We start from the raw sequence: 18258 nt of genomic DNA, 5'->3' as shown, positions 1-18258 counted from the left end.
GCCCCCACCGTTCGGGCTGAGCGAAGTCGAAGCCTTCCACTGAGCGGAGCGAAGTGGCCTCCCTATCGGTCGGCCGAGCCCTTCGACTTCGCTCACAGCGAGCGGAATTGAGAACCGCATCAACCCGCGCACTCCCGCGCCACGGTCACATCGTCGAAAGGCAGCACCCGGTCGCCGATAATCTGGCCCTGCTCATGCCCCTTGCCCGCCAGCAGCACGATGTCATCCGCGCCCGCCTGCGCAATCGCCGCCGCAATCGCCGCGCGTCGCCCGCCAATTTCCTCAGCGCCAGCAGCACCCGCCATCACGGCGGCACGGATCGCGGATGGCTCCTCCGACCGTGGATTATCGTCCGTCACGATCACATGATCGGCCAGCTGTGCCGCCACCTGCCCCATCAAAGGCCGCTTGCCCGCATCGCGGTCCCCGCCCGCGCCGAACAGCACGATCAGCTTGCCCTTGGTATGCGGCCGCAGCGCCTCGATCGCGGCGCGCAGGCCGTCGGGCGTATGGGCATAATCGACATAGACCGGCGCGCCCGCCTTGCTGATGACCGCGCGCTCCAGCCGCCCGCGCACCGGCTGAACCCGGCCCAGCAGTTCCAGCACCTTCGCCACGTCCCCGCCGGTCGCAATCACCAGGCCCGCCGCCGTCAGCGCATTGGCCGCCTGATAGGCACCGATCAGCGGCAGATTGACCTTATATGTCTTGCCGTCCGCCTCAATGCCCAGCGTCTGTCCCAATTGCGTCGGCGTGCGCGTGACGAGCCGCAGCGCTTCGCCTTTCTCGCCAACGCTCAACAGGCGCAGGCCGCGCGCGGCCACCCGCGCAATCACCTTGTCCGACCAGGCATCGTCCGCCCACACCACCGCCGCGCCATCCGCCGCCACGACTTTATCGAACAGCCGCATCTTCGCGTCGAAATAGCTGTCCATGTCGCCATGATAGTCGAGATGGTCGCGCGACAGGTTGGTGAAGCCGCCCGCCAGCACCGGCAGCCCTTCGGTACGATATTGCGCCAGCCCGTGGCTCGACGCCTCGAACGCGGCATGGGTAACGCCTTCGCGGCGCAGCCCCGACATGTTCGACAGGAAAGTGACGATGTCCGGCGTGGTCAGGCCCGTCGACACCTGATCCACCGATGTCGTGACGCCCAGCGTGCCGATCGACGCGGCATGATGGCCCATCATCCGCCACAGCTGCCGGGTCAGTTCGACCGTGCTGGTCTTGCCGTTCGTGCCGGTGACGGCAACCGTCACATCGGGAAAGGGCGCGAAATAGCGTGCGGCAAGCTGCGCGAAAAGGCGGCGCGGATTGGCGTGGGCGATATGGATCGCGCCTTCGACCCTGGCTTCTGGCCGCGCGACGACCGCGATCGCCCCCGCCTTCACAGCGTCGGCAATGTAATCCTCGCCATTGACGCGCAGCCCCTGAAAGGCGCCGAACACCGTGCCGGGCGCAACCTTGCGATTGTCGATTGCAAAGCCGGTGACATTGGCGTCCAGCACCGCCCCGGCGCTCACAGCCGCGTCCAGCCCGTCGATCAGCCCGGCAAGGCGCGTCATTCGGCTTCCCCCTTGGGTTTCCACAGCAATGGCGTCAGGTCCGAAATATCGACGTCGCGGCGCTCATCGGGCATCACGCCCAGCATCGGCCCGGTACGCTCGATCACACGCTTGACCACCGGCGCAGCGGTCCAGGCGGCAGTGCGCAGGCCGATCGCGCTGGTCGCGCCATCCATCATGGTCAGGACGACATAGCGCGGATTATCCATCGGGAAAGCAGCAGCAAATGTCGTCACCAGCGAACTCTTATTATAGCGACCATCCTCAGGTTTCTCGGCGGAACCTGTCTTGCCGCCCACCCGGAACCCCGTGGCGTCGGCGCTACGCCCTGTACCCGCCGCAACGATCAATCGCAACAGCTGGCGCATCCGCGCGCTGGTGGCGGCGGAAAAGACGCGCTGTCCGACCGGCGCTTCGCCGGGCTTCAACTTGCGCAGCGTCGCGGGGCGATACATCCCGCCATTGACCAGCGCGGCATAGGCGCTGGCCAGATGCAGCGGCGTTACCGCAATGCCATGGCCATAGGATACGGTCATGGTGGTGATCCGTCCCCAATTGCTCGGCCAGATCGTCCCGGCCCGCTCCTTCAGTTCGATCGGCGCGCGCTGGTCGAATTTGAGCGTGCGGAAAATCTGCTGCATCGGCGCAGCGCCCATTTCATCGGCGATCCGCGCGGTCGCGATGTTGGAGCTGTGGACCAGCGTTTCAGGCACGTTGATCCAGCGTCCCAGCGAATGATCGTCCTTGATGCGGAACCCGCCGATGGAGATCGGCGCGGTCGCGTCATAACGCTTGCTCATCGACGTCACGATGCCATGGTCCATCGCCGCCCCGATGGAGATCGGCTTGAAGGTCGATCCCAGTTCGTAACGGGCCTGCACCATCCGGTTGCACAGCGGTGACTCGCTGCACGATTTGCCGGCATAATTTTGCAGCTTGTTGGGATCGAACACGGGGATGGAGGCCATGGCGATCACTTCGCCCGTATTGGCGTCCAATATGATGCCGCCCGCACCCTTGGCATGTTGCGCGACCATCTGGGCGTAAAGCTCGCTTTCCAGCGCGCCCTGCACCCGGCTGTCGATGGAAATGGCAAAGGGCTGGCCGCGCAGCGCCGCATCGGTCAGCCGATCGTTGAACGCAGCCTCCACGCCCATGCCCCCGACCCCGTCGGCATTGGGCGCAAAGCCCAGCACATGCGCGGCAAGTGTGCGCTGCGGGTAGAGCCGCTCCTTCTCGCGCGGGAATTCGATGCCGATTTCGCCCAGCGCATTTACCGCCGCCACCTGCTCAGGCAAGGCCCGGCGACGCAGATAGGCCCAGCCACGGCCGGTCAGCTTCTTGTAAAAGACTGCCTCGGCCTCATCGGGGAAAATCTCGTGCAGCTTGCGCGCCAGTTCGGCGGGTTCGCCGATCAGCCTGGACGGACGCACCGCCACCGAATAGGCGTCCATCGTCCGCGCCAGCGGCACGCCGTTGCGATCGACTATGTCGGCGCGGGCCGGCAGGAACGCCGACAGGGCGTCGTCGCCCGTTCCGCTGTGCGCGAACACGCCGACCCACAGCAGCCGGCCGACCAGCACCATCGTCACCGCCATGAACAGGATCAGCAGCAGCATCAGCCGGTGATGCGCAATGGCGGTCAGGCTGACCCGTTGCCGCCCCGCCCGCGCCACGCCCGGCTGAACGATGATCGTCGCCATATCAGCGCGCTCCCTTCTTGCGCTCGCGCGCCGCCGTCGCGCTCAGTTCGCCCAGCGTATTGTCGTCCAGCAGCTTGGCGTCCAGCATCGCCATGCGCTCCGCCTTGCGCGCCACCGGATTGGGCCTCGACACATCGGCGTCGACCTTCGCCTGCACCGCAGGCGTGTGCGGCGCGGGCTTGGCCAGTTTCTCGACATTGTCGGCGGCGTGCGCCTCGCGAATCACGGCGATGTCGCTGCGGATCTGGGTGGCGGCGGGGCTGGCGGGCGCCGCCTGCGGAGCGGACGGCAGGTCAGCGGGGGTTTCCACCATCGCCACCATCACCGGCGGCGCGACGTAGTCCGGCCCGTTGGGCTGCACCCCGTCCAGTTGCGCCAGCGCGCGTTCGCCCGCCAGATATTGGCCAGCGGTCGGCGTGCCATACATGAAATCATGCTGGTTCCAGCTTTCCAGCTGCCGCATCGACGCACGCGCGCTGAATTCCGTCTCCAGATAGCGAATATCCCCCTTCGCCCGCGCAATCTGCATCCGCACCTGCATCAATTCGTTGCGCTCGGTCGCGACCTTGAGCGACACCAGATAGGCACCCAGCGCGCCCAGCGCGACCAGCAATACCCAGATCAGGCTCTGCAACCTTTTGACGGCGATCATGCGCGGGGACTCCCGGAGGACGAAACAGGGGCAGATGTACGCACGGCACTGCGCAGCGTGGCCGATCGGGCGCGGGGGTTGCGCGCCAGTTCAGCATCACCCGCGCGCACCGCCTTGGCGGGCTTGGCAAAGGTCGGCGCATCGGCGGCGCGCTTTTCGGGCATGTGCCGCGACCAGCCGCCTTCCCCGCCGCTGCGGTTGCGCAGGAACTGCTTGACGATCCGGTCTTCCAGACTGTGGAAGCTGACGATGGCCAGACGCCCGCCTTCCTCCAGCAGCGCCTCGGCCGCTTCCAGCGCGCGCTCCAGTTCCTCCAGTTCGCGATTCACATGGATGCGGATCGCCTGAAAGGCGCGGGTTGCAGGGTCTTTCTTGTCATGCGGCTTGTGGCCCAGCGCGCGGCGGATGACATGGGCCAGCTGCCCGGTCCGCTCCAGCGGGCGCGCCTCGACAATCGCGCGGGCGACGCGGCGCGAACGCGGCTCCTCGCCATAGCGGTAGAGGATGTTGGCGATCTCCTCTTCGGGCGCATTGTTCAGGAAATCGGCCGCGCTCATCCCGTCCTGGCTCATGGTCATGAGCAGGGGGCCATCGGACTGGAAGGAAAAGCCACGGTCGGCCCGGTCCAGCTGCATCGAGGATACGCCAATGTCGAGCGTGATGCCCGACACCTTGTCGATCCCGCGTTCCGCCAGCAATTCCGCCATGCGCGAAAATTCGCCCGCGATCAGCGTGATGCCATGCGCATCGGCAACCGCCTGGCCTTCGCGGATCGCATCGGGGTCGCGATCCAGCGCATAGACCGTCGCCCCCGCCTTCGCCATGGCGCGCGAATAGCCGCCCGCGCCGAACGTGCCGTCCACATGAATCTCGCCAGGGGTGATGGCAAGAGCATGGAGCACTTCGTCGAGCAGCACGGGGATGTGCGGGGCGGTATCAGCGTCAGACAGGCTCACTTGCCGCCCTCCGCTGTGCGCGCGTCGAGCCAGCGCTTCACCTTGTTGCGGATCAGCGCCGGGCGATCGGGGCTTTCCACAAGGGCTTCGGGCTTCCAGATCTGGAAATAGCGGCCCACACCATAGAAAAACGCCACGTCGGTGATGCCCGCTTCTTCCTTGATATCGGGGTGGAGGAAGAAGCGGCCGCCATCATCGAAATTGACGTCCTCGATCGTGCCGAGGCGATTTTCGCGTTCCAGATCGCCGTTGAAGGGCCGGTTCGCTTCGCGCGCCAGCCGTTCCAGTTCAGCGACTTCATCGAACAGGAAACGCTTGTGGGACAGGCCAAAGCCGGTGGCGCAGCCATTGTCCATGTGGACGGACAGGCACAGGCGATTTTCATCGCCGCTCGCCTGGCGAACCAGCTTGCGCATCTCCAGGGGCAACACGAAACGGCCCTTGCCGTCCGCGACGCTGAACGCGTTGCCCGAATAGAGAATGACATCCGACACGCTGGAAATTCGCCCCTTTCATGCGGGGCACAGGCCACCCGTCGCCGGAATCACTGGAATGACATCCGGCACGCAGGAATCGCCAACACCTGATTAACCCCAATTGCTGATTACCTACCAAGCAAGGGGCCAACTGAAAAGGGAAAAGTCGGGAGAAAGTGGGCTGAGCTGTTAGAAAATGGGTCTAACGGATTTTCCTCGGCTTTTCCAGCATATTTTCATGATTTGTTCTCATTCTCCTCATTGTTCAACTCGCTGTTCAGTCCGGCGGAACAGCACCATTCCCAGGATCGCCCATCCCGTCCCAAAGATCAGCGCCCAGCGTAGCCCTGTCACCACGTCGCGCGCCTCGCGAAACCAGTGCCGCCCTTGTGCAATCGACGCGCCCAGACAGCGCCCGACCAATGCGGGCGTATCCGCCGCCCAGGCGCGCGGATCGAGCGGACTGGCCGGATCGGCGAGCCAGAGCCGGTCATCGATCAGGTCGGCATCGCCCACCAGTACGACGCGCCCCTGCCCGATCCGGCAGCGCATGATCGCACCGCGCGGCGGGATGCAGCCCGGCTGCCTCCCCGTAAATGCCTGCGTCCCGGACAGGGTGACAAGCTGCCCATCATCCAGAAAGTGGCGCGTCTCCGCCTCGTCCAGCCCGCCCGGCTCAACGCCCCAATGCGCCAGCAGCGGGCCTAGCAGACTGATCGATGGCGCGCGCCGACGGTCGCCGGGCGGCAGCGCAGTCGGCCAGCGCAACAGCGGATCGGCCAGTACCAGCGCCGTGCCGCCTGCCCTCACCCAGGCGTCGATGGCTACCAGTTCCTCCGCCGTCATCGCGCGCGGCTGGGCCAGCAGCAAGGCGCGCGCGCCCGATCCGGCCAATGCGCGCGGATCATCCAGCGGTCGCATCGTGAAGCGCGTTCGCAGCACAGTGATGATCGGCGCGTCGGCGCGCGCCCCTTCGGCCCAGAACAGCGGCAGCGCCGTGATCACCGCCAACACAGGCCGGTCGGCCACCGGCGTCAACGGTTGCGCCGGACCGCGCCAGGCCAGCAACCCGGCCAACGCCAGCAACCCGACCGCGATCAACCTTGTCCCGCCTTCCCGCAACCCGCGACTGCCCAACCCCGCCAGCAGCGTCATAAGCAGCAATCCCACAGCCGCCCAAAGATCGGGCGGACGCGCCGCGGCTATCGTGCAGAAAATCAGTGCCGCCCCGGTCGCGCCGATCGCGATCCATAGCAACCACCGCCAAAGATTTTTCGCCAGCAACTGCCCCATCAGCGCCACCATCAGCGCAGCGGGCAAGGCCCATGTCCATGGATCGGCCTGCCCGCCCGATCGCCAGGCGCGCGCCAAACCCGCCACCAACGCCGCAACAACGGGCAGAAACAGAATCAGAAAGATCGTCAGGCGGCGCGGCACCTTCACCCGCCCATCATTCAACGCGGCTGCGGATCGCGGTCCATCGGCTTGCGCAGATTGGGATCGGGCTGAAGATCGGGCACGACCGGCGCCTGATCGGGCACCACCGGCGCCTGCTCCGGCGCGGGCTGCACGCCCAGTTCAGCGAGCGGGTCCTTGGGCGACACGACATTGGTGGGGGCAGTGGACAATGTCGGCACCACTGGCGGCGGCAGCGCGGCATCGTCCTTGCGCGCCTTGTCGATGACGATATTGGCCAGACCCACCAGCAACACGACACCTGCCAGACCGGTCAGCCCGATCTGAACGCGCTGCAACCCTTCCAGTCGGCGGGGTGTTTCAGCCATGCCTGCGCTCATTTGTACATCGCCGCGACCCGTGTCGGCGCTCATGCAGTCTGCGCCAGCCAGGGAAAGACCGTCAAGCCCTTAGATTCCAGCCATTGCCGGTTGTATAGCGTCGACAGATAGCGAAAGCCGGTATCGCACAAGATCGTCGCGATCCGCTTCCCCGGCCCCAACTGCCGCGCCAGCGCCACCGCGCCCGCGACGTTGATGCCTGACGACAGGCCCAGGCAAAGCCCTTCCTCCGCCAGCAGGCGACGGACCCACTCCAGCCCTTCCTCGTCGGAAATGCGGAACTGCGTGTCGATCGGCGCGCCTTCCAGATTAGCGGTGATCCGACCCTGCCCGATCCCTTCGGCAACGGAGCTACCCTCCGCCTTCAGTTCGCCACAGGCATAATATTGATACAGGGCCGCGCCGTGCGGATCGCTCAGCGCAATGGTGATGGCCTCATCCTTGGCCTTGAGGCCCAGGCCCACGCCCGCAATCGTGCCGCCCGTGCCCGCAGCGCAGGTAAAGCCGTCGATCCGGCCTTCCATCTGGGTCCAGATTTCCTCGGCAGTGCCGACGATGTGCGCCTTGCGATTGGCGATATTGTCGAACTGGTTGGCCCAGATCGCGCCTTCCGTCTCCTCCGCCAGCCGGCGCGAGGTGTGGACGAAATGACCCGGATTGGAATAGGGCGCCGCGGGCACCGTCACCAGTTCCGCCCCCAGCGCGCGCAACGTGTCCATCTTCTCGCGGCTCTGGGTTTCGGGCATGACGATGATCGTCTTGTACCCCTTGGCATTGGCGACCAGCGCCAGGCCGATGCCGGTATTGCCCGCCGTCCCTTCGACGATGGTGCCGCCGGGCTTCAGCAGCCCCCTCTCCTCGGCATCATTGACGATGAACAGCGCAGCCCGGTCCTTCACCGACGCGCCGGGATTGGCAAATTCGCACTTGGCGAAAATATCGCAGCCCGTCGCAGCGGAGGGACCGGCAAGGCGCACCATCGGCGTATTGCCGATCAGCGCGAGACTATTGGATTGTAGCAGCATGGCGCACGCATAGCGGACCCCATACGCCTTTGCCAAGCAAGGGAATGATGCGCAGTCAAAAGAGGCGATTTCACCGCCGCGTTAACCCCTGCCCCTCACCCTGTCCCAACACGGCACAGGGCGGAATCGGGGGAGGAAGTGGAAAGGAAATGCGTCTATGGGCGGCATGGGCGACGGTGCGTCGCTGCATATGAAGGATCTGGACATGGGCGCGATCGGGTGGAAGGGACGCAGCGGCATCGTCGCCCTTGTCCTTGCCGCGCTCGTCGCACCGCGCTTCATCACCGCCGCCCCGCTCGACATGCTCGACGGGCAGCAGTCCCATGACGACCCGGCCGAAGAGGCCGCCGCCAACTTCCCCGGCTCCGCCTTCTTCTTTGCAGAAGGCGCTTTCGATCCCGTTCCCGGCGCGCAGACGGTGCAGAGTGAGCATGTCATGGGGCTGGACGAGGTGAAGGCCGCGCCCGCCGCCATCTTTCGCGGCATGACTGGCCTCGACAGCTATCGCGCGCTCAACTGCCTGACTTCCGCCATCTATTATGAGGCAGGCAACGAGCCGGACGATGGCCAGCGGGCCGTCGCACAGGTCGTGCTCAACCGCGTCCGCAGCCAGCTCTGGCCCAATACGGTGTGCGGCGTCGTCTATGAAGGCTCCGAACGCACCGACTATAAATGCCAGTTCACCTTCAGCTGTGACGGCGCGATGGCGCGCCTGCCTGCCGCTGCCCAATGGGTACGCGCGCGGCGGGTCGCGCAGGACGCGCTGGCGGGTCGCGTCTACGCCCCGGTCGGCCTCGCGACCCATTATCACACGCTGGCGGTCCGCCCCGCCTGGTCGTCCAGCCTGCACCCGGTCGCAGTGATCGGCGCGCATATCTTTTATCGCAATCCCGGCTTCAACGGCACATTGGCGGCTTTCCGCACCCCCTATCTGGGGCGGGAAACCATATCCGGTCCCGCGCGCCGGGTCTGGCCGACAAAGCCGGTCACGCCCGTGGAAGCGTTCGCCGCGCCTGCACCTGTCGGCAACGCAGCCGCCGCGAACCCATCGACGGGCTGGATCGCGCCCATCGCCCGTCCTGCGCCATCCGCTCGCGAAGACAGCCTGCCGGAATCCACCATCCGCCCAGAATATCGCAACAGCGGCCGCCCGATCGTCTGAGCAGCGCCAACTTTTTTCAGGTTAACGCGCGCTGCACCAGCCAAATGTCTGGAATTGCGCGGGATTAAAAAATGCATTTTTCCGGGCAGCGCGGGAACCGATCCGCGCCATTGTGGGTTCTTCACTTCGGATAGCAAATCTTTTGCCCCCCGCTCTTGCTATCCACATAATATGAGCCCGGAACGCCTCCCCCCCCCGACGCGTTCCGGGCTCAGATTTTTTTGGACGACCTTCCTGTTGAAATCATTAAATTTTTGATGGTCGGAACGCTTGTGTAAGAAGCGGGTTCTGTTCCTCGTCACCAACATGGCTCACCCCATATGGTCGCATGTTTCTCAAGGAGAGTTTCGATGACGAAAAAGATCCTCGCAGCCTTGCTGCTCACTGGTTCGCTGATGGTCGCCGCCTGCAACACCGTCGAAGGCGCTGGCCGCGACGTGCAGAGCGCAGGCGAAGCCGTGGAGAAGGCGGCGGATTAATCGCCGCCAGCAATACGACTACCCGACTCCCCTAGCATCGGCCCGCCCCTTAAAAGGCGGGCCGCTTTTTGTTCAGGTCGACGCTTCCTCGACCTCTTGCATATTGGCCTGCCGTCGGTCCGTGAACCAGATCGCCACGATGGTGATTTCGTACAGCAGCAACAGCGGAATCGCGAGCATGAGCTGCGACACGACATCGGGTGGCGTCAGCACGGCGGCCAGGATGAAGGCCGCTACGATCATGTAGCGGCGCAGGCTGATCAGCTGCGCGCGGCTGACGAAACCGGCCCGGTTGAGCAGCATCAGCAGCACCGGCATCAGGAAACTGATGCCGAACGCCAGGATGAACTGCATCACCAGCCCCAGATAGGCGTCGGCGCTTGGCAAAGCCTCGACCTGCAAACCGCTGCTGTCGCCCTGAAATTCCAGAAAGAAATGGAAGGCGGTCGGCATCACCACGAAATAGGCAAGGCTCGCGCCCATCGCGAACAGAAAGGGCGTCGCCAGGATGAAGGGCAGCAAAGCCTTCTTCTCCTTGGCATAGAGGCCCGGCGCGACGAACGCCCATAGCTGGTTGGCGATGATCGGGAAGGACAGGCAGAAGGCCCCGAAAAAGGCGATCTTCACCTGCACGAAAAAGGCTTCGTACAGCTTGGTATAGACCAGCTTGCCGCCGCCATCGCCAAAGGCTTCCTTGAGCGGATGGACCAGGATCGCGAACAGTTCGGCGGAAAAATAGAAGCAGAGCGCGCCGGTCAGCGCCAGCGCATAGACGCATTTCAACAAACGGCCACGCAACTCGATCAGATGGTCGAGCAAGGGCGCCTTGCTATCATCAATATCGCCGATCATGCCGCCGACCCGCTCTTATGGTCAGCAGCCGCTTCCCCGGCCAGATAGGGGGGTGCGTCGGTCGTCGGCGCCACGGGCGCGGATTCCGCCACGAAGGGCGGCGGCCCGTCCGGCGCGGCCTCAACATCCGGCGGCGGCAGCGCCTCCATGGCTGGAGCGGCAACCTCTGGCGGATGCTCTTCCATGATCCGCTTGTTCTGCGCGGCCCACTTCTTTTCCAGTTCCTCCAGCTCGACCTCTCGCACCATGGCATCGAGACCAGTGCGGAAATGGCGCGCCATGCCCTGCGCCTTGCCGACGATCTGACCCACCTTGTAAAGCGCGCGCGGCAAATCCTTCGGCCCGATCACGATCACCGCAACGATGACGATCAGCAGGAACTCGGTCGAATCGATACCAAACATGCGTGGCTACCCTACCACCCGGCGCTTGAACGTCAGGCCTTGGTCTTTTCTTCGGTAGCGCCGGTCGCCGTCGTCCCCGCATCCTGTTCGGGCACGCGATGGCCCTCCAGCCGGGTCGCGGGCTTGGCCGGAGCGACATCGTCGTCATCGTCCGCCATGCCCTTCTTGAAGCTCTTGATGCCCTTGGCCACGTCACCCATCAGGCCGGAAATCCGGCCGCCACCGAACAGCAGCATGACGACCAGGAGCACGATCACCCAGTGCATCAGCGAGAAGGAACCCATTTCAAATACTCCTGTAAGGCAACCTATCTAGGCCACATCATCGTCATTTTCCAGAACGGATTGCCCGCCCAGACCCTCCAGCACCAAATCGACCGGATCGAGCAGCCCGGCCGCACGCAGATCGTCGATACCGGGCAAGTCCCGGCGGCTGCTAAGCCCGAAATGTGACAGAAAATCTACGGTCGTCGCATAGATGAGCGGTCGTCCCGGCACCTCGCGCCGTCCGGCGGGACGCACCCAGCCTGCCTCCATCAGCACGTCCAGCGTTCCCTTGGCCACCTGAACGCCCCTTATCGCCTCTATCTCGGCGCGGCTGACCGGCTCATGATAGGCGATGATCGCCAGCGTCTCCATCGCCGCGCGCGACAATTTGCGCGCCTCATCCTTCTCGCGCCGCAATATATGCGCCAGATCCGCCGCCGTCTGGAAATGCCAGCGCCCGCCCCGCTCCACCAGGTTGATGCCGCGCCCGGCATAATCGTCCGCCAATTGCCGGAGCGCCGCCGCCAGATCGCCCGCATCGCCGACATGCAGTCTCAATTCCGCAGCCGTCAGCGGCGCTTCGGCGACGAACAGCGCCGCCTCTACGGCGCGCAGATAATCGTCGGGTTCCCCCTTCATGCCCCCGCCTCCATGTCCGGCGCCCCGGCGCGCAGAAAAATGGGCTGGAAAATCCCGTCCTGCTGGATTTCCAACCGCCCCTGCCGAGCCAGTTCCAATGCCGCGACAAAGCTGCTGGCCAGCGCCGACTTTGCCTTGGCATTGTCCAGCCCGGCGGGCAGAAACGCCTCCAGCCGCGTCCAGTCGATTGCCGCGCCGACCAGCGCACCGACCCGCTGGATCGCCTCGTCCAGCGTCATCACCGGCCGCACCGCGATGGTGTGGACGACGGGCTGGGTCCGGGCGCGGATCTGCCCATAGGATTGGATAAGGTCGTAAAGGCTCGCGTGCCATTTGGCCTTGCGCACCAGCCGCAGCCCTTCGGGATTGCGCCGCACGAACACGTCGCGCCCAATCCGGTCGCGCGCCATCAGCCGCGCCGCCGCATCGCGCATCGCATGCAGCCGTTGCAGCCGCAATTGCAAGCGCAGGGCCAGCTCTTCGGGGCTGGGATCGGCCTGCTCCTGACGCGGCAGCAGCAGCGCGGATTTGAGATAGGCCAGCCACGCTGCCATCACCAGATAGTCGGCGGCCAGTTCCAGCTTCACCTGCTGCGCGCCGTCGATGAACTTCAGATATTGTTCGGTCAGCGCCAGAATCGAAATCTCGCGCAAATCCACCTTCTGCGACCGCGCCAGCGTCAGCAGCAAGTCCAGCGGCCCTTCCCACGCATCGAAGCTGACGGTCAGCGTGTCGGGGCTGGGAATGGCCGGGGCAATGAACAGGTCGTCCACGTCTAGTCCCTCCCGCATGGGCCAGGATTATGGCATATGAAACGGCCCTCTATTTCACCGTCATCCTGAACTTGTTTCAGGATCCATTTTTCCAGCTCACACAGTTGCTTGTGACGAGAAATGGATGCTGAAGTAAATTCAGCATGACGTTGGAGGGATAACCGAACGTCATGCGCAATGGTCGTCGCCCTATGGGAGGCATTTTCGAGTTCGCCCCTCAAGCCGCCACCAACCCCAGCAGACTGTCCCGCGTCGCCAGCAACTCCGCCAGTTCCGGCTGATCGCCGCCACGCTCGACCGACCCCATCGCCCGGTCGAGCCGCGCGCGCGCTACGTCCGTTATCTCCGGCAACTGGTCGGCAATGCCCAGCATATCGTCCATCCGCCCCCAGCAGTTGAGCGCCAGATCGCACCCTGCCGCGACCACGCCCGCCGCCAGATCGGGGATGCCGCCCTGCAACGCCTTCATGTCCAGATCGTCGGACATGAGCAGCCCGTCAAAGCCGATCCTCGTGCGAATAACATCCTCGATCACGGTCGGCGACAGGCTGGCGGGGCGCTGCGCGTCCCAGGCGGTGTAAACGACATGCGCGGTCATCCCCATCGGCGCGTCGCGCAAGCGCTCGAACGGTTGCAGGTCGCTCGCCAGCATATCGGCATCCGCGCGCACCACCGGCAATTCCAGATGGCTGTCCACCAGCGCCCGGCCATGGCCCGGCATATGCTTGACGATGCCGACCACCCCGCCATCGGCCAGCCCTTCGAGAGTCGCCCGCCCCAGCGCGGCGACCCGCATCGGCTCGGCGCCCAGCGTGCGATCGCCCATGATGTCGCTTGCCCCATCCTGCCGCACGTCGAGCAACGGCAGCGCATCGACGGTAATGCCGACCTCTGCCAGCGTCAGCGCGATCGCGCGGGCATTGGCGCGTGCCGCGGCGATCGCGCTGGACGGCGCGACGTCATAAAGCCGGTCGAACATCGCTCCCGCCGGGAAGGCAGGCCAGACCGGCGGCTGCATCCGCGCCACCCGCCCCCCTTCCTGATCAATCATGATCAGCAGGTCGTTGCGGCCATGCAGCGCCCGCAAATCGTCGGTCAGCGCGCGCAGCTGCGCCCGATCGATGATGTTGCGCCGGAACAGGATATAACCGGCCGGTTGTGAATCCGCGAAAAAAGCGCGTTCGTCAGGGGTCAGTGTTGCGCCGGACAGGCCGAAGATCACGGGTTTCATGCGGCAGATGGTAGCGCCAAGTCCCGCCCCTGTCGAAGGCGAATTGATGAACTGCGATCAGGCTGGCGCAGCCGCCGCAGACCTTTCCGCGTCCATCATCGCCTGCAACATGCGCCGACCCTCCACTGCGTTGCGATCGGTCTTGATCAGCAGTTCGTCGGGATTCTCGCCGACGATCGCCAGCATCTTCTCAATCTCTTCGGTCGCGAACTTGTCCTCCTCCAGCACGGGCTTCAGATAATCGAACATGAAATCCATGCCCGCCACATCTTCGGACGCCATGGCGAAGAAATAGATGCAGCTATGCGGCGTCGCGGGCGTAACGGCGTGATAGACCCGGCTCGTCACGATCATCTCGCCGGGATGTTCGGGGTGGTCCTGCGGATAGGCCATGTCGCCAATCCCGGCATGAAAGCCCGGCAGGTAGAAATCCATCCCCGTCACCCGGTCGATCTTGCCCGCATAGCGCCCGGTCGCCGCCATCACGGCAGGCGCGTCGGCATTACGGATATATCGGCGGCAACTCAGAAATCCGGGGCGCTTGACCAGTTCTTCAGGTGCCTGCGCATTTTCCACCGTGCCGATGCTGCTGGCGTGGAGGAAGGCAAGGTGCGACAGGTCGAGCAGATTGTCGTTGAGCAACTGGTAGCGCCCTTGCACCTCCTGCACATAAAAGGGCCGCGCCGTCATGCCCGCCGCAGTCACCCCGATCTCCTCCAGATCGGGCAGCAGCGCGACATCGGCCTTGTCCGCGTCCCCCATCCATATCCACGCCCACAGGCCATGCTCGACCAATGGATAGGTCGGAATCGTGTAGGCGCGCGGCACGACATCCTGCGATGGAATATCGACGCACCGGCCATCCGCGCCAAAGGCGATGCCATGATAGCCACAGACGATCGCATCGCCCTTCAGACAGCTTTTGCCCAGGGGGAAATGTCGGTGCGGACAGCGCCCGCCGACCGCAACTGCCTCGCCATCTTCCTTGCGATACAGGACGACCGGCTGGTTCAGGATCGTCCGCGCCAGCAGGTCACGGCCCAGTTCGTTGCGAAACGCGGCAACATACCAGCCATTGCGAACGGCAAACGACCCTTCCCGAAATGGGTACATGGCATCTCTCCCTGACAAAGGCCGGCATCATCGTCTGTCGCGATTGGTGCCGGACCAGCTAAACTAACAATGTTAGCCTAACACTGTTAGGGAGCAGGATCAAGGCCATGGATCAGCGCGTCCAACCCCTCGGCAAAGGCGGCGTCGATGGGCAATTGGGATTGGAGATAGGCCGCGTTCGGTCCCTGCGCGAACGTGGTCCAGCCAGTGACCAGCGCCTGCACCGACGCCTGCATCATCATGGCGCGCTCCGGTTCCAGCCCCAGCGCAATCAGGGGCGCGCTGGTCGCATCCTGCATCGCTTTGAGCACCTCGACCGGCTGCCCCGCCCCCAGGATCAAGCGTCCCGCGTCGCGCGTCGCATTCTGCGCCTGCCACAGCGCCTTGCCGAACGCACGCAACCAGTCGCGCCAGTCGGCACAGGCCGGAATTTTCGACAGGCAATCTGCGAAGATGCTTTCGGCCAGCAGCGCCAGCAACATATTCTTGTCGGCGACATGCCAGTAGAGCGAGGGCGCTTTGACATCCAGCCGCGCCGCGACCTTGCGCAGGCTCAACTGGTCCAGCCCCTGTTCGTTCAGCACATCCAGCGCCGCCGCCGCGATCGCGGCGCGGGTCAGTTTCCGTTCGGTCATGCCCCTCCTTCGAACAGCATGACGCCTATGTCCATCGCAACGCGAAGGCTCAGTTCACCACCATGCAGCTTTCGCCCGCCACCTTCAGCTTGCCGCAGATCAGGCTGGCCTGCCCGCCAGCACTCGCACGCAGGCGATAGACGGTGCTGCCGCCAACTTCCGCCGGTTCGACGGTCATGGCGAGCGGGGCGAGATAGGCAAAGCGCTTGGACAATCTGGTCCAGGCATCCTTTGCGCCGGACGCGCTGCCATAGGCGCCCAGCTGAATCAGCGCGCCGCCGCTGGCCGCCTTGGGCGCCACGGTCGCGCGATCGCTGGTTTCGTCGGCGACGCGCGCGGTCACGCTCTGTGCAGGCTTGGCCGGGACGGCCGGCTTGGTCCCGGTGGGCGCGGGCGCGGTCTTGGTGATCGGTGCTTCGGGGACGCGGCTGGCGTCAATCCGTCCGTCGCGCGGCACGCCCTCGCTTGCCGCAAAGCTCGCATCGCCCTCGCCATCGAATTTCTTCGCGTCAGCCTCATTGGCGGCGATCTTGTAATTGTCCGCGGGCGCCTCGATCAGTTGGCCCTCACCCGCAGCGCCGGGACCATTGCGGTTCTGCAACCACCATATCCCGGCCACCACGACACCGATCAGCGCGAGACCGAGCAGGATCAGGCTCAGCAGCCGCAGTGGCGAGATGCTGTTGTCATCCTCGTCATCGACCGCAGGCTCCAGCCAGGGCAGCCGGTCCTCATCGTCAAAATCCAGCCGGCCTCGTGCATAATCGCCCATCGTCCGAAACTCCGCCCGCCTTTAGTTCAGCTCAGTCAATGCCGCCACGCCCATCAGCGCAAGGCCATTGCGGATAATCTGCCCTATTCCACGGCTCAGGAAAAGCCGCGACGACGTAACGGCCGGATCGTCGGCCAGAATGACGCGCGCGCGCGGATCATCATTGCCCATATTCCACCAGCCGTGAAAGGCCGAAGCCAGATCATTGAGATAGAAGGCAATTCTATGCGGTTCGCGGGTCAGCGCCGCGCCTTCGACCACACGGGGGAACTGGGCCGCGAGCTTGACGAGGCCCAGCTCTGCCGTCCCAAGAAGGGACAGGTCCGGGGCTGGCAGTTCGATCCCCGCCTCTTCCGCCCGCCGTCCCAGCGATGCAATGCGGGCATGGGCATATTGGACGTAAAAGACCGGATTGTCCTTCGACGCCTCGACCACCTTGGCAAAGTCGAAGTCCATCTGCGCGTCGGCCTTGCGCGTCAGCATGGTGAAGCGCACGACATCCTTGCCCACTTCCCGCACGACATCGGCCAGCGTCACGAAATTGCCCGCGCGCTTGGACATTTTCACCGGCTCGCCATCGCGCAACAGCCGCACCATCTGGATAAGCTTCACGTCGAAACGCGCCTTGCCCTCCGTCAGCGCCGCGACCGCCGCCTGGATGCGCTTGACCGTCCCCGCATGGTCCGCCCCCATATGTCGATCAGCTGATCGGCGCTCTGGGCCTTCTGATAATGATAGGCCATGTCCGCGCCGAAATAGGTCCAGCTGCCGTTGGACTTCTTGATCGGCCGGTCCTGATCGTCGCCGAACTTGGTCGACCGGAACAGCGGCAGCACGACCGGCTCCCAGTCATCGGGCAATTCGCCCTTGGGCGCTTCCAGCACCCCGTCATAGACCAGATCATGCGCCCGCAACCAGGCTTCGGCCTCGTCAGGCTTGCCCGCCGCCTGCAATTCGGCCTCGGACGCGAAAATGTCGTGATGGATGCCCAGCAGCGCCAGATCGGCGCGGATCATGTCCATCATCTTTGCGACGGCAAAGCTGCGGAACGTGACCAGCCAGTCGGCTTCCGGCGCCTTCAAGAAGCGGTCGCCATATTCAGCAGCCAGCGCCTGCCCAACCGGCACCAGATAATCGCCAGGGTAAAGACCCTCAGGGATTTCGCCCACATCCTCGCCCAGCGCCTGCGCGTAGCGCAGATGCACCGATCGGGCGAGGACATCCACCTGCCCGCCAGCGTCATTGATATAATATTCGCGGATCACCTTGTGCCCGGCATATTCCAGCAGGGTGGCGAGCGCATCGCCCACCACGGCGCCCCGGCAATGCCCCATATGCATGGGGCCGGTCGGATTGGCGGAAACATATTCGACGTTGACCGTGACACCTTGCCCGATGTCGGACCGGCCATAATCGTCGCCCTCTTCCGCCATCACGGAAAGCTCCGAGCGCCATGTCGCGTCGGTCAGCGTCAGGTTGATGAAGCCCGGCCCGGCGATCGACGCGCTCTCGACCTCGGCCAGCCCCTCCAGCTTGCCGACAATCGCCTCGGCCAGCGCGCGCGGGTTCGTCCCCGCCGGCTTGGCCAGCACCATCGCGGCATTGGTCGCCAGATCGCCATGGCTGGCGTCACGCGGCGGCTCGACCGTCACCGGCTTGCGATTGAGGCCGGCAGGCAGGACGCCGTCGGCTTCCAATATGTCCAGCACAGTGTCGAGATGGGCGGTGAAACGGGTATAGAGGGACACGAGACGAAACT

19 protein-coding genes and 1 pseudogene are annotated in these 18258 nt (G+C 64.7%); 2 read left to right on the top strand and 18 right to left on the bottom strand.

Translation table 11 applies throughout. The features are described 5' to 3' along the window. Positions 1-119: 119 nt before the first annotated feature. The 8 genes from CJD35_RS10420 to CJD35_RS10385 all read right to left on the bottom strand — a co-directional run bounded on the left by CJD35_RS10420 (position 120) and on the right by CJD35_RS10385 (position 8173). Entirely contained in the window at positions 120-1565 is a 1446-nt protein-coding gene (locus CJD35_RS10420) for a UDP-N-acetylmuramoyl-L-alanyl-D-glutamate--2,6-diaminopimelate ligase (RefSeq protein ID WP_017184121.1), read from the bottom strand. Next, the gene (locus CJD35_RS10415; protein WP_017184120.1) at positions 1562-3268 is read right to left on the bottom strand and encodes a peptidoglycan D,D-transpeptidase FtsI family protein; all 1707 of its coding nucleotides are present in this window, start codon (positions 3266-3268) and stop codon (positions 1562-1564) included. The genes CJD35_RS10420 and CJD35_RS10415 overlap by 4 nt, the downstream gene beginning before the upstream one ends. Position 3269: 1 nt before the next feature. Next, positions 3270-3920, bottom strand: coding sequence for a hypothetical protein (locus tag CJD35_RS10410; protein WP_017184119.1), 651 nt, complete (start codon positions 3918-3920; stop codon positions 3270-3272). After that, complete coding sequence (gene rsmH / locus CJD35_RS10405) at positions 3917-4876, bottom strand: 16S rRNA (cytosine(1402)-N(4))-methyltransferase RsmH (protein ID WP_017184118.1); 960 nt, start codon at positions 4874-4876, stop codon at positions 3917-3919. The genes CJD35_RS10410 and rsmH overlap by 4 nt, the downstream gene beginning before the upstream one ends. Then, entirely contained in the window at positions 4873-5370 is a 498-nt protein-coding gene (locus CJD35_RS10400) for a division/cell wall cluster transcriptional repressor MraZ (protein ID WP_017184117.1), read from the bottom strand. Before CJD35_RS10400 ends, rsmH begins: the two co-directional genes overlap by 4 nt. Positions 5371-5610: 240 nt before the next feature. Continuing rightward, positions 5611-6810, bottom strand: a complete 1200-nt coding sequence (locus tag CJD35_RS10395; protein WP_017184116.1) for a DUF4350 domain-containing protein — start codon at positions 6808-6810, stop codon at positions 5611-5613. Beyond that, positions 6807-7136 (bottom strand): hypothetical protein, encoded by a 330-nt coding sequence (locus CJD35_RS10390; protein WP_026002570.1) that lies wholly within the window; start codon positions 7134-7136, stop codon positions 6807-6809. Before CJD35_RS10390 ends, CJD35_RS10395 begins: the two co-directional genes overlap by 4 nt. A 41-nt stretch (positions 7137-7177) precedes the next feature. Next, on the bottom strand, positions 7178-8173 hold the full coding sequence (locus CJD35_RS10385) for a cysteine synthase A (RefSeq protein WP_017184114.1): 996 nt from the start codon (positions 8171-8173) through the stop codon (positions 7178-7180). Positions 8174-8330: 157 nt separating this feature from the next. Here CJD35_RS10385 and CJD35_RS10380 point away from each other — a divergent pair, with 157 nt between their 5' ends. Then, the gene (locus CJD35_RS10380; RefSeq protein WP_017184113.1) at positions 8331-9335 is read left to right on the top strand and encodes a cell wall hydrolase; all 1005 of its coding nucleotides are present in this window, start codon (positions 8331-8333) and stop codon (positions 9333-9335) included. 350 nt (positions 9336-9685) lie between these two features. Further along, positions 9686-9814, top strand: a complete 129-nt coding sequence (locus tag CJD35_RS10375) for an entericidin A/B family lipoprotein (protein WP_017184112.1) — start codon at positions 9686-9688, stop codon at positions 9812-9814. A 72-nt stretch (positions 9815-9886) separates the two neighbouring features. Here the strand turns inward: CJD35_RS10375 and tatC are convergent, their stop codons facing one another. The 10 genes and pseudogenes from tatC to argS form a co-directional block, all read right to left on the bottom strand. Then, complete coding sequence (tatC, locus tag CJD35_RS10370; RefSeq protein ID WP_017184111.1) at positions 9887-10666, bottom strand: twin-arginine translocase subunit TatC; 780 nt, start codon at positions 10664-10666, stop codon at positions 9887-9889. Beyond that, positions 10663-11070, bottom strand: a complete 408-nt coding sequence (gene tatB / locus CJD35_RS10365; RefSeq protein ID WP_017184110.1) for a Sec-independent protein translocase protein TatB — start codon at positions 11068-11070, stop codon at positions 10663-10665. The genes tatC and tatB overlap by 4 nt, the downstream gene beginning before the upstream one ends. A 32-nt stretch (positions 11071-11102) precedes the next feature. Continuing rightward, positions 11103-11354 (bottom strand): twin-arginine translocase TatA/TatE family subunit, encoded by a 252-nt coding sequence (locus tag CJD35_RS10360; protein ID WP_017184109.1) that lies wholly within the window; start codon positions 11352-11354, stop codon positions 11103-11105. A 27-nt stretch (positions 11355-11381) separates the two neighbouring features. After that, positions 11382-11975 (bottom strand): SMC-Scp complex subunit ScpB, encoded by a 594-nt coding sequence (scpB, locus tag CJD35_RS10355; protein WP_017184108.1) that lies wholly within the window; start codon positions 11973-11975, stop codon positions 11382-11384. Beyond that, on the bottom strand, positions 11972-12748 hold the full coding sequence (locus CJD35_RS10350) for a segregation and condensation protein A (RefSeq protein WP_017184107.1): 777 nt from the start codon (positions 12746-12748) through the stop codon (positions 11972-11974). Before CJD35_RS10350 ends, scpB begins: the two co-directional genes overlap by 4 nt. Before the next feature lie 217 nt (positions 12749-12965). After that, the gene (gene nagZ / locus CJD35_RS10345; RefSeq protein WP_017184105.1) at positions 12966-13979 is read right to left on the bottom strand and encodes a beta-N-acetylhexosaminidase; all 1014 of its coding nucleotides are present in this window, start codon (positions 13977-13979) and stop codon (positions 12966-12968) included. A gap of 57 nt (positions 13980-14036) precedes the next feature. Next, positions 14037-15092 carry a Rieske 2Fe-2S domain-containing protein gene (locus tag CJD35_RS10340; RefSeq protein ID WP_017184104.1) on the bottom strand — a complete coding sequence of 352 codons (1056 nt, stop codon included), beginning with the start codon at positions 15090-15092 and terminating at the stop codon, positions 14037-14039. 86 nt (positions 15093-15178) lie between these two features. Then, positions 15179-15727, bottom strand: a complete 549-nt coding sequence (locus tag CJD35_RS10335) for a TetR family transcriptional regulator (protein ID WP_017184103.1) — start codon at positions 15725-15727, stop codon at positions 15179-15181. A 49-nt stretch (positions 15728-15776) separates the two neighbouring features. After that, a complete protein-coding gene (locus tag CJD35_RS10330) occupies positions 15777-16499 on the bottom strand; it encodes an SPOR domain-containing protein (RefSeq protein WP_017184102.1) in 723 nt (240 codons plus the stop codon). Positions 16500-16520: 21 nt separating this feature from the next. Then, positions 16521-18247 (bottom strand): annotated as a pseudogene (gene argS / locus CJD35_RS10325) (arginine--tRNA ligase). Positions 18248-18258 lie beyond the last annotated feature (11 nt).

The organism is Sphingobium xenophagum, from assembly GCF_002288285.1.
Lineage (GTDB): Bacteria > Pseudomonadota > Alphaproteobacteria > Sphingomonadales > Sphingomonadaceae > Sphingobium > Sphingobium xenophagum.
Note: the sequence above shows the minus strand (reverse complement) of the source record. Positions and strands in the feature narration are given on the sequence as shown.